Annotated in this window: 10 protein-coding genes; 3 read left to right on the top strand and 7 right to left on the bottom strand. The window is 60.9% G+C overall.

Annotated features, from left to right (window positions below):
• Positions 1-172: 172 nt before the first annotated feature.
• Entirely contained in the window at positions 173-1,096 is a 924-nt protein-coding gene (locus tag CAF87_RS18685) for a LysR family transcriptional regulator (RefSeq protein ID WP_085732531.1), read from the bottom strand.
• Positions 1,097-1,141: 45 nt separating this feature from the next.
• The gene (locus CAF87_RS18680) at positions 1,142-2,125 is read right to left on the bottom strand and encodes an MBL fold metallo-hydrolase (protein ID WP_085732530.1); all 984 of its coding nucleotides are present in this window, start codon (positions 2,123-2,125) and stop codon (positions 1,142-1,144) included.
• Between the two features lie 244 nt (positions 2,126-2,369).
• Between CAF87_RS18680 and CAF87_RS18675 the strand changes: the two genes are divergently transcribed.
• A complete protein-coding gene (locus tag CAF87_RS18675) occupies positions 2,370-2,771 on the top strand; it encodes a helix-turn-helix domain-containing protein (RefSeq protein ID WP_085701207.1) in 402 nt (133 codons plus the stop codon).
• A gap of 7 nt (positions 2,772-2,778) precedes the next feature.
• Here the strand turns inward: CAF87_RS18675 and CAF87_RS18670 are convergent, their stop codons facing one another.
• Positions 2,779-3,348, bottom strand: coding sequence for a flavodoxin family protein (locus CAF87_RS18670; protein WP_085732529.1), 570 nt, complete (start codon positions 3,346-3,348; stop codon positions 2,779-2,781).
• A gap of 332 nt (positions 3,349-3,680) precedes the next feature.
• Here CAF87_RS18670 and CAF87_RS18665 point away from each other — a divergent pair, with 332 nt between their 5' ends.
• Entirely contained in the window at positions 3,681-6,464 is a 2,784-nt protein-coding gene (locus CAF87_RS18665; protein ID WP_085732528.1) for a winged helix-turn-helix domain-containing protein, read from the top strand.
• Here the strand turns inward: CAF87_RS18665 and CAF87_RS18660 are convergent.
• Both CAF87_RS18660 and CAF87_RS18655 read right to left on the bottom strand, forming a co-directional pair.
• Complete coding sequence (locus CAF87_RS18660; protein ID WP_085732527.1) at positions 6,429-7,898, bottom strand: winged helix-turn-helix domain-containing protein; 1,470 nt, start codon at positions 7,896-7,898, stop codon at positions 6,429-6,431. The genes CAF87_RS18665 and CAF87_RS18660 overlap by 36 nt on opposite strands.
• Before the next feature lie 90 nt (positions 7,899-7,988).
• Positions 7,989-8,939, bottom strand: coding sequence for a GlxA family transcriptional regulator (locus CAF87_RS18655; protein ID WP_085732526.1), 951 nt, complete (start codon positions 8,937-8,939; stop codon positions 7,989-7,991).
• A gap of 210 nt (positions 8,940-9,149) precedes the next feature.
• Between CAF87_RS18655 and CAF87_RS18650 the strand changes: the two genes are divergently transcribed.
• Positions 9,150-9,872, top strand: a complete 723-nt coding sequence (locus CAF87_RS18650) for a pirin family protein (protein WP_085732525.1) — start codon at positions 9,150-9,152, stop codon at positions 9,870-9,872.
• 50 nt (positions 9,873-9,922) lie between these two features.
• Here CAF87_RS18650 and CAF87_RS29545 read toward each other — a convergent pair whose 3' ends face one another.
• Both CAF87_RS29545 and CAF87_RS18640 read right to left on the bottom strand, forming a co-directional pair.
• The gene (locus CAF87_RS29545; RefSeq protein ID WP_256576029.1) at positions 9,923-10,717 is read right to left on the bottom strand and encodes a hypothetical protein; all 795 of its coding nucleotides are present in this window, start codon (positions 10,715-10,717) and stop codon (positions 9,923-9,925) included.
• A 328-nt stretch (positions 10,718-11,045) separates the two neighbouring features.
• On the bottom strand, positions 11,046-11,921 hold the full coding sequence (locus tag CAF87_RS18640; protein WP_085732524.1) for a LysR family transcriptional regulator: 876 nt from the start codon (positions 11,919-11,921) through the stop codon (positions 11,046-11,048).
• Positions 11,922-11,996 lie beyond the last annotated feature (75 nt).

The raw sequence follows: 11,996 nt of genomic DNA, 5'->3' as shown, positions 1-11,996 counted from the left end.
CGCGAACTCCGATCGAATGGCGGGGCGATGGAGGCATTGAACGGCGCTGTAGCGGGGTTGACTACTGTCAGAAATTACAGGTGCGTGTGGGTTTAAGACAAACGGCCCAACAACGCTATATGGCACCGATAAAAAAATGATCCGCTGGCCGTTTTCTTTGTAACCGGAGCAACTAGATCGCCGGAATATCCAGCGACGCCGACATGAATTGACTGATCCGTGAACGCAGCCATTTCTCTGCCGGATCGTTGTCATGCACCCCGCTCCACGCCATCGACAGTTGCGCCGCATCAATCGGAAACGGTGGATCTTCAGCCCGCAACGCACAACCCTCAACCAACGCACACGCCGCGTAATCCGGCACGGTCGCGATCATCTCGGTGCCGGCCAGCAGCGCGCGCAAACCGCTGAATTGCGGCACGCCGAGCACCACACGACGGCTGCGACCGACCTTGGCCAGGTCCACGTCGATGTTGCCGCTCAAATCCCCCGAGAACGACACCATCGCATGAGGCCGCTCGCAATATTCGTCGAGGGTCAGCGGGCCCGGGCGGTTATCGCCGCGCAGGACCTTGCAGGGAATGTCGCGCAGTTTCTTGCGCTTGGCGTTGGCCGGCAGATCGGTGGTGTAACTCACGCCCACGGAGATTTCCCCGGACGCCAACAACGTCGGCATCAGTAGATAGTTGGCGCGGCGCACCACGACCACGATCCCCGGCGCCTCTTCCTGCAACTGGCGCAGCAATGGCGGGAACAGTCCGAACTCGGCGTCATCCGACAGACCGATGCGGAACACATCACAACTGGTCACCGGATCGAATTCCTTGGCCCGGCTGACCGCGCCGGAAATCACGTCCATCGCCGGTTGTAGCTCCTGAAGAATCGCCAGCGCCCGCGCTGTCGGCTCCATGCCGCGACCGTTGCGCAGCAGCAGCGGATCGTCGAACAGATCGCGCAAGCGGCCCAGCGCCGCGCTCACCGCCGGCTGGCCCATGAACAGTTTTTCGGCGACGCGGGTCAGGTTCTTTTCGAACATCAGCGCTTCGAAAATCACCAGCAGGTTCATGTCGACGCGGCGCAGATCGTTTCGGTTCATGGGGCACGTTTTCCTTGTTTGAGCCTGACGTGAAAGGTGGGCACTTTACTCGATCAGCGGCACTTTGGCCGCGCGTTTGTAGGGGCCGTACTCGACCGGTACCCACTGGAAGTGCTTGTCGACCGCCGTGATGTGGCCGATACCCGGAAACGGCAAATGCGCGGCCGTTACCCAGGTTTTGCTCGCGGCCGCTGCGCTGAACACTGCATGACGGCTTTTGATCGCTTGCTGATTGTTGACGTCAAAACTGATCGACACTTCGGGATGATCGAACTGCACCGCGAGGTTGTGCACCAGGTCGCCCATGAACACGATGCTCTGGTTCTGCGAAGTGAAGCGATAGGTGGTGCTGCCCGGCGTGTGCCCGGCTTCCAGTGTAGCTTCGACCACACCCGGCAAAGGCGACTGCCCCTCTGCGAATGTCTTGAAGCGTCCGGCCGCCACGTAAGGCGCGGTGGAGTCCTGAGCGATCTTGAAGAATTCCCGGGCGCCGGCCGGCACCTTGGCCATTGCCTGCGGATCAAGCCAGTAATCGGCTTCAGCCTTGGCGGCGTAGACCGTAGCGTTGGCGAAGATCGGCTGTTGCTGGCCGTCGACCAATCCACAAACGTGATCCAGGTGCAGATGGGTCAGCAGAATCGTATCGACCTGTTCAGGCTTGTATCCGGCGGCCTGCATGTTTGCCGAGAGCTGACCGGCGGTGGCGCCGATGCACTGCCCCGCACCGGTATCGACCAGAATCAGTTGCTTGCCGGTATTGACCAGAAACGCATTGAACGCGGTCTGCACACCCGGCGTTTCAATCGAGCGACGGGCCAGCAGTGCACGGATCTGACTCTGGCTCATGCCCTGCAACAGTTTCGGCGACAGATCGTTGTAGCCGTCGAATAACGCGGTGACTTCGTAATCGCCCAGTGCCAGACGGAAATAACCGGGTGCCTGAGTACCGATCTGTGGCGCTTGCGCCATGGCACTGCTCATCACACCGGCAAGCGCCAGGCCAGTCACTGCGCTGAATAATCCTTTCATGCGTATCCCCTTGGTCGAGCCCGAAACTGCGGCCCCCAATGGCCCGCCTATCCTCGCCATCCTGCCCGCCCTGCGCCGCGAGGACTTGCAGCGGTGTGCTGTGTTCAGGTTCCGCCAGCGTAATTAACAACGTTTAACTCGTCAGCCCTCGCCTCTCGCCGAACAATGAAACCCTCTGCGCAACGTTGTTTTTTGAACCAAGGGAAAGCCTGACAGTGCATTCCCCCCAACACGGACCCTGGCCATGGCTCATTCACAACAAACCGTCGCCCTCGCTCCTGCCATCGAACCACGCAGAACCGGTACGGGCGGCCTCAGCCCGCAGCGCGAGCGGCTGGTGAAGCAGCTGATCCTCGAACGCCTGGGCGACAGCCTTGAGGTCACCGAACTGGCGAGCGCCTGCTCACTCTCACGCAGCCATTTTTCCCGGGCGTTCAAGTGCAGCACCGGGTACTCGCCGCAAGACTGGATTCGTACCCAGCGCATTGCCAGGGCCAAGTTGTTGATCCAGCACACCAACCACAGCCTCACGCAGATCAGTCTGGAATGCGGATTCTGCGATCAGGCGCACTTCTGCCACATCTTCACCCGCAGCGAAGGGATCAATCCGTTTGCGTGGCGGTGTCAGGTCATGAAAAACCGCTGAGGCGGTTTCAGTCCCGAGCCATCCGCTGAGCCAGTCGCGCCACCCGCTCGCCCAGGTGAGCGGCGGTGTGTTGGTCTTCCAGAGGAGGTACCTGCTCGGGCGGTTGTTCGACGCAGGATTGGGACATCGCCCCGAGGGAGCTGCCGAGGCGATTCAACTGGCCGTCGAACACACCTTCGCACGCACGCGCCGGCAGCAGATCGAGTCCGACCCAGATCATCGAATGCTGGGCGGCGAACACTGCCATTTGCAGCAAGGTATTGAGTTTGTCGCCGCACAGACTGCCGGAATTGGTGAAGCCCGCCGCGAGCTTGTCGCGCCATGGCCGAGCGAGATAGAACGAGGCCGTGGCCTCCATGAATTGCTTGAACGCGGCCGAGGCGCTGCCCATGTAAGTCGGCGCGCCGAAGATGATGGCGTCGGCGCGGTGCAGGTCATCCCAGTGGGCTTCGACGTCTTCCACCGCCAGCAACAGGCAGGTGCTGCCCACATGGCGCTCCACACCCTGGGCCACCGCCTGCGCAATGACGCGGGTGTGCCCGTAGCCACTGTGATAGACCACCACTACTTTGCTCATCGCAGCGTCCTCCGGACGTATGCATTCCATTGCCCCGAAGTTTTGGCTTTGACGCGGGCGCGGACGAGTTAATCGTTGTTAATTTTTCCCGGCTGTCGGGTGAGCGGACACAGGTTCTGCCCTTTAAATACAGTGGTGACTGCGCTGGATGCCGAGCGATGCCCGAACGTATGCCTCTCGCGCACGTTGCACTGGCGGCAAATCCTGAGGAATATGCCGGGATACAGCGGATCAGACGGCTTGCGTGACCTTCGAGTCGCTCTGCGCCCTGCCCGTCACGGATTCTTCACCCCGACGGATCAGGATCAAAAAAACGTCGAAGGAGTGAGCGGTTGAGTCTTTCCCCGAATCAGGCCATCGGTTTCGGCCCCTATCGGATCCACCCCGGCCAGCGGCTGGTGCTTGAAGGCGACCAGCCTTTGCGCCTGGGCCGGCGCGCCATGGACATTCTGCTGATCCTGCTGGCCAACGCCGGCGAGGTGGTGAGCAAGCAGCAACTGATCGCTGGGGTATGGCCGGACAGTGTGGTGGAAGACATCAATCTGCGGGTGCACATGGCGGCCCTGCGCAAGGCCCTCGGCGACGGTCAGGCCGGCCAGCGCTACATCGTCACGGTGGCGCAGCGCGGCTACAGTTTCGTCGCGCCGGTCGTGCTGCAATCGATTGAACAACGCCCCGCCGCCAACCTCGGCCAGCATAACCTGCCACTGCGTCGCACACGGATGATCGGTCGCCAGTCGGTGGTCGACAGCCTGATGACCCAACTGCCGCGCCAGCGCTGCATCACCCTGGTCGGCCCCGGTGGCATCGGCAAAACTACCGTGGCCCTGCGGGTCGCCGAGCAACTGATCGGCCATTATCGCAACGGTATTCGTCTGCTGGATCTGGCACCGCTAGATGACCCTGATTCGATCTGCTCGCACCTCGCCGCCCTGTTGGATCTTTCGCTGCACGACAGTGAACCGATGGCGTGCCTGATCAACAGCCTGCGCGAGCGGCAGATGCTGCTGGTGATCGACAACTGCGAGCATTTGATCGATGCCGTGGCATTGCTCAGTGAAAGCATTCTGCGCGGCGCGCCGCAGGTGCATATTCTGGCCACCAGCCGCGAAAGCCTGCGAGCTGAGGGCGAGTATGTGCAGCGTCTGGAATCTCTTGATTGTCCACCGCCGATTGCGGTGCTCGAACGTGATCAGGCGATGGGGTTTTCTGCGCTGCAACTGTTCGTCGAACGGGCGATGGCGGCCCACGAACATTTTGAGCCGGGCAACGCTGATCTGCCCTCGATCATCGAAATCTGCCGCCGACTGGATGGCATCCCGCTGGCACTGGAACTGGCCGCCGCGCAGGTGGCGGGTCTTGGGCTGGACGGTTTGCTGAGTCAACTTCAGGGGCGGTTGCCGGCAGGCAATCAGACGCGTCTCGGCAGGCACGAAACGCTGCGCGCTACGCTGGACTGGAGCTTCAATCTGCTCAACGCCTGCGAACAGACCGGCCTGCGCCGATTGGGTGTGTTCCGTGGCGCGTTCACGCTGGAATCTGCGGCGGCGGTCATTGTCGGTCAGCACATCGAGCCGAACGAAGTGTTCGCCTCGATCACGCAACTGGTGGCCAAGTCGCTGCTCACCGTAGAGGTCGGTGATGAAGAGGTGTTCTATCGCCTGCTCGACACCACCCGCCGCTATGCACTGGAAAAACTCGATCAGGCTGCCGAACTCGGCGAAACCCGCGAACGCCATGCCGAACGCAGCCTGGCGCTGATGCACCAGGCCCAGGCCGACTGGGAGAACACCGCGACTGAAGTCTGGATCGAGCGCTACGCCCGTAGCCTCGAAGACCTGCGCGCGGCGCTGGACTGGACGCTGAATGACGAAGGCTCGCGCCCTCTCGGCGTTCGACTGACGGCGACCTCGGCGCCGTTGTGGCAAGAGTTGTCTCTGCTAAAGGAATACGGCGTTCACGTGCGGCGGGCACTCGCATTGCTGGCGTCATCCGACGAGCCCTGCCCGCGACTGGAAATCGCCTTGAAACTGGCCCTCGGCAGCGCCTGCTATCACACCTGGGGCGGCACACCGGAAACCATCGAAGCCTTCGTCAGCGCCCGTCTGCTGGCGCAACGGCACGACGACATGGCCGGGCAATTGCGCGCCATATCCGGGCACATGGCGGTCAATCTCAGTTGCGGGCATTACCAGATGGCGCTGGAGCAGAGCGAGCAATTCGAAAGCCTCGGCGTGCAGGGCGATGCGCAGTTGTCCTTGAGTACCCACCGTTTGCGAGTGCTCGCGCTGCATTACGCCGGCGATCAGCATCAGGCGCGGATCCACGCCGAACAAGTGATCCAGCGCATGGCCCACAGCGGCCACCTCAACCGCTTCACGCACGGTTTCGGCGTGCAATACGATCAGAGCGTCGCCTCGCTGACCGTCCTCGCCCGGGTGCTGTGGCTGCAGGGTTTTCCCGAGCAGGCCTGGCGCACGGCGCGGCAGGCGCTGGACATCGCGGTGCAGATCAACCACGGCACCTCGATCTGCTACACCCTGGCACTCGCCTCGTGCCTGATCGCCTATTACAACGGCGATGAGCAGAACGCTCGCGCGCTGCTGCAACTGCTGCTCGAACAGGCGCAGAAACATTCGGTGCTGCTGTTCTACACCTGGGCGCGGCATTACGCGCAGGTGATCGACGCCGACAAGGCTCCCGCCATCCCGCCCGCCGATAGCGGTCTGGTCAGGGAGATCATGGTCACGCTGGATCCGGTTTTCGTTGATGATGCTTTGCTCGAACGAGCACAAAGCGGCGCGGCCGGCTGGAGCACTGCGGAGATTTTGCGGGCCCGCGCCGAGCGATTGCTGGCGGCTGAATCGCCCTGCCATCACACGGTCGAAAGCACCTTGCAGCAATCCCTTGAGATCGCCCGGACACAAGGCGCACTGGCTTGGGAACTGCGCAGCGCAACGTCGCTGGCTCAATTGTGGCAGCGCCAGTCGCGTTTCCGTGAAGCACTCGAATTGCTGACACCGATCTACCAGCGCTTCACCGAAGGCTATGCCACCCCCGATTTGCGCAAAGTGCGTTTACTACTCGACGAATTGGGCGGTCAGTCGGCTGCGTGAGGCTGGCCGTGTGCGGCCCAGGTAACGCGCGTGCCGACGCTCGACATCGTTCAGTTCGCCGCCCTGCTCGAGTTGCTCGCGGGCATACCGGCGCGTGGTGTTGAGCATTCGATAGCGCAGTGTTCCGCTGGATCGATCAATTGCCAGCAGCGACTTGGCCGCCAACTGTTCAACCACAGCCACCAGCGTCGAGGGTGGTAATTGCGCACAACTGATCACGCCGATGGCGGCGTCCAGGGTGAATGCCATCTTGAACACCGATAACCTTTGCAGCACACGTTTTTCCTGCTCGCTCAAGCGCTGATAGCTCCAGTCCAGCGCAGCTTTCATCGACTGATGGCGTGGCACAGCGGTACGGCGTCCATGGCTCAGGACTTGCAGACCCTGATCCAGTTGCGTCTGAAGGCCGACCAGCGCCAGCGCATCGATCTGCGCCGCTGCCAGTTCGATCGCCAGCGGCAGGCCGTCGAGGCGTCGACAGATATCGCGCACCGTTTCCAGATCCTGCTCACGCAGACCAAACCCGTGTTGACGCGCACGGGCACGACTGACAAACAGCTGCACCGCCGAATAGCCCATGACCTCATCGACGCTGTTAAGCGCCGTGGCTTTGGGAAGGGTCAGGGACGGCAGTGGTTGCAATACTTCCCGACCGAGGCGCAATGGTTCGCGGCTGGTGGCAAGAATCGACAGACGGGGGGCAACGTCGAGCAGCGTTTCCAGCAGGCTCCGGCAGGCTTCGTGCAGGTGTTCGCAGTTGTCCAGCACCAGCAAGGCGTGGCGCGCGGCCAATGTGGGGAAGTCGATGTCGAGGGTTTTCAGCAGGTGATCGAGGAGCGGAATGTCTTCATCGATCAGCGATAGATCGACCTGCCAAACGCCGTCACGAAAATGTTGCAGCAGCAGTTCCGCTGCGCGCAGCGCCACGGTGCTTTTGCCGACGCCGGCAGGTCCCGTCACCGTCAGGAGCCGGGACAACGGCAGTTGCCGGACCAGACCGCCGACCAGTGAGTCGCGCCCGGTGACCGGCGTAAGCCGTGCGGGCAAGTTATGCTGGGGCGCTTGCAGGCTTTCGAAAACCACCTGAGCGACGCTGTCGCCCTGCACCGGTGCCACGAAGCTGTACCCGCATTGCGGCACATTGACGATGTAGCGCTGACCGTTCTCGCCGTCGCCGAGAGCCCTACGCAACGCGGCGATGTGCACACGCAGGTTGATCTCCTCGACCACCGAGGTCGGCCACACCAGAGCAATCAGTTGCTCTTTGCTGACCACCCGCCCGGCGCGCTCGACCAGCACCTGCAGGATATCCAGCGCACGACCGCCCATGTGCAATTGCCGATCCCCTTCGAGGATCAGCCGTTGGCGCAAATGGAACGCGTACGGGCCGAAACGCAGGACCGACGCCGAGTTCAATTGGTTGAGGCTGTTCATGTCCGTTATCTTCGCAGGCCTCGATGACGGTACAACCGTCACACGGGGCGCAGCACGGACATCCGGGTGCGTTTGACGGACAGAACCGCTCTAGCTGAACTGTTCGCGATATTGCGTGGGGGTCAGCCCGAGCTTTTCGCCGAACAGAAAACGCATGTGCCGCACGCTGCCGAAACCGCTTTTATAGGCAACGGTCTTCAACGGCAGATCGCTGGTTTCCAGCAGATTGCGCGCGCAATCGATGCGCGCACTTTGCAGGAATTCCATGGGTGTCATGTTGACCTCGCGGGCGAACACCCGAGCGAAGTGTCGTGCACTCATATTCGCAAGACTTGCCATGCGCTCGACGGTGAAAGCTTCCTCCAGATGCTCCAGCACATGGTTCTGCACCCGGGTAATCGGTGTTTCCTGGGGCGCCACTGCTGCCATCAACGGGCTGAACTGCGCTTGCCCACCCTGACGTTTCATCACCACCAGCAACACCTTGGCCACGTCCTGGGCAATCTTTTTGCCATGATCGCGAGCGACCACCGCCAACGCCATATCGATGCCGGCCGTAACGCCCCCGGACGTGATCAGATTGCGATCCTCGACAAAAATCTGGTCAGTTGCGACGTTTGCCATTGGAAAGCCCTTGATCAGGCGTTCGGTGTAATTCCAGTGGGTGGTTACACGGTAGCCGTCGAGCAAACCGGCGTGTCCAAGCACGAAGGCGCCGGTACAGATCGAGCCATATTGCCCGGCACGCGTGACCGCGTCCTGCAGCCAGGCGAGCAACGGCGGGTGTTTTTCGTTGTAGGCGCCGGGGCCACCCGGCACCAGCAACAAGTCATAGCACTCATCGGCTTCGTCGATGTGCCGATCGGCGTGCACGAGGACGCCATTGGACGCACGCAACGGCCCACGCTCGGTGCCCAGGGTCGTCAGGTGATAGTGGGCTTGCGGTTTCAGGTAACGGTTGGCAACTGAAAAGACCTCCAGCGGCCCGGCCATGTCGAGCAGCAGAAACTCCGGGAACAGCACCATTGCCACGGTCTTCATGGGAGTATCACCAAAATCCATGCAAAATCATAAGTCTGCGCATTATGGCCAGATACGGTGGAACCGTTGGAAAGAATACGTGATCCAGTGCACACAACTGTCAACTCAAAAGGGACAGTATTTCAATTTTTATCTACTTATTGCATCACAGGGTTACCAGTAACCTTCTCCTCACTCGGACGAATCAACGTCCTGAAAGGAGATTTCATCATGCTGACCCTTCGTAAAGCTTCCGACCGCGGTCTGGCCAATCATGGCTGGTTGAAGTCGTTCCACACCTTTTCCTTCGCCAGCTATCGTGACCCGCGTGAACAGGGTTTCTCCGACCTGCTGGTGATCAACGATGACCGCGTCGCCGCCGGCAAGGGCTTCGGCCAACACCCCCACCGAGACATGGAGATTTTCTCCTATGTGCTCGAAGGCGCCCTGGAACACAAGGACACCCTCGGCACCGGCTCGGTGATTCGCCCCGGCGATGTGCAACTGATGAGCGCCGGCAGCGGCGTGGCCCACAGCGAGTTCAACCATTCGGCGACCAAACCTGTGCACTTCCTGCAGATCTGGATCGTACCGGACGTCAGCGGCGCGAAACCGCGTTACCAGCAAGAGCACTTCAGCGAGCAGAAAAAACGCGGTCGTCTGCAACTGATCATCTCGCCCGAAGGCAACCACGGCTCGCTGAAAGTGCGCCAGGATGCACGGGTGTATGCCGGGCTGTTCGATGGCGAGGAAAGTGCCACCCTCAAGCTGCCTGCCAACCGCTTCGCCTACGTACACGTTGCTCGCGGCAGCGTTGAACTGAACGGCGTGCAGTTGAAGGAAGGCGACGGCGTACGGGTTCGTGAAGAGCAGGCACTGACCCTGAGCAATGGCCATGATGCCGAAGTCCTGGTGTTTGATCTGCGCCCGCAGGAACTGCCGGAAATGCCATGATTCGGTGGTTTCATCGCTCGAAAAAAACGGCCTTCGTTGAAGGCCGTTTTTCATTCTGCCGGCAATATCATCAGCGCTGCCGGCGCAGAGCTTCCAGCCTCTTTCACCGACTGAACCATTGCCAGAGTGGTCTGCATCGTGACGAGTACGTTTGCCTGATTCGCGTAGTAAGAACCCGCGAGTATGGCAACCATCCCGAGAAAATGTACGGCCGTTGCCGCCCAGTAATTCGCCTTGATCGTCGAGACCTGCCTGACGGCTTCGTCAATTCGCTCCAGAGACCTGTCAATGCGAGCCGAAACGATCGCGTAACGCTGGTCGCGCTCAAGGTGAGCCTTTTCCTGCTCCAGTCTGACTTTTTCGTAGGCTTTCTCTCGCTCGACCCGAGCGGTTTCCCGCTCCTGTCGGGCTGTCTCCAAGACCTTTTCAGACCCCAGTTGAGCCTTCAAGCGCTCCTGCCGCAGGTTTTCCATATTCTGCTCATGCGCCAGCTGAATTTTATTCTCAGCCTGCTCCCGTTCAAGGCGCACCTTCTCCAGGGCCTGCTCTCGCTCAAGGCGCACCTTCTCCTGAGCCTCCTCCCGCTCAACGCGCGACTTCTCCTGAGCCTCCTCCCGCTCAACGCGCGACTTCTCCTGAGACTTCTCCCACGTCTGCCGTGAAGCCTCCTGCTCTCGTTTCTGCTCCAGCCGCGCGCCCTCCTGAGATCGCTCCCAACCGAATCGGGCCTCCTCCATGGAGCGTTTTTGCTCCAGTCGGGCCTGCCCCTGACTTTTCTCGAGCTCCAGCCGTGCCTGATCCCGCTCGGCCTGCTGGGTCAGAAAGCCATCGATCTTGGCGGACATGGACTCGATCCGTGCATCGATTCTTGTCTCGATGACTTCGATCCTGGCGCTGAATTCGTCTCGTGTTATGTAGTTCATAGACTCACTACTATCCGTTTGCCCGGCCATGTCGCTTGCTTGAAATTGGCTGAATTCCCTTGCAATCAATTCCGCACCCCTGACGTTTATCAATACTTCCCTGGATTGATCACCTCGGAGCGTTTCACCTGCTCACTCCGGGTGCGAGAAACGATAGGGCCCGGCCAAAAAACTCACAAGCCAGCGGATTCTGGCGCTGTTGTAGGCAAGATCGTCAGCTGATGTAGCCGTCCTACACAGCCTCAATGAACTACTCATTCTCCAGCGCGAACGCCTCGACAATGTGTTCGATCACAGCCCTGACCCGCGCGGTATGGCGCAAATCCGCGTGGGTCACCAGCCACACGTCATAAGGCTCTGGCCGTGTACGCTCCGGCCACAGCCTGACCAGACCATCGCGCTCGCCCATATAGACCGGGATTTCTCCTGCACCCAGCCCGGCGGCAATCGAGCGTCGTACCAGCAAGCTGGAGCTCAGACCGGCGACGATCCGCCCGCGAGTCACGGGCTCGTTCACCAAAGTCAGGTCCTTGTTGCCTTGCAGATAAGGCTGGTACACCACCAGATCATGGCCCTCGAACGCACTGCCAGGCACCGGCACACCATGGCTGTCGACATAGGCCTGCGAGGCGAACAAACCCACCGGCCAACGCGCGATGCGCCGGGCGATCAGGTCCGGGTTGTCCGGACGGGTGTTGCGCACGGCGATGTCTGCTTCGCGCTTGGCCAGGCTGAGGATCTGCGTAGAGGCGTCCAGGTGTACGCGCACGTCCGGATGCCGTTCGTGCAACTGCGCAATGGCCGGGATCAGGAAATCGATGGCCAGCGAATCGGTGGTGCTGACCCGCACGCTGCCGGTCAGGCGATCGTCCAGGCCCTGGATACGCCGCTCCAGCTCCAGCGCCGAATGCTCCATTTTTTCCACCGACTTGAACGCAGCTTCACCGACTGCCGTCAGCGCATAGCCCTCGGAGGTGCGCAGGAACAAGGTTGCGCCCAACGACTTTTCCAAAGCCGTGATGCGTCGCCCGACCGTCGCCTGATCCACGCCCAGCACACGTGCGGCGCCGCGCAATGTCGACTCGCGGCAGACCGCAAGAAAGACCCTTGCATCATCCCAGTTCATAACGTTCTCCATTGATGCATAAACGCATCACAACAACGCAAACTCGCTGCATTAACGCAGCAACGATAGCCGATA

Source organism: Pseudomonas sp. R38(2017) (assembly GCF_002112395.1).
In the GTDB taxonomy this organism is placed as follows: Bacteria; Pseudomonadota; Gammaproteobacteria; order Pseudomonadales; family Pseudomonadaceae; genus Aquipseudomonas.
The sequence above is the reverse complement of the archived record's forward strand: the minus strand, read 5'-3'. Positions and strand labels throughout refer to the sequence as shown.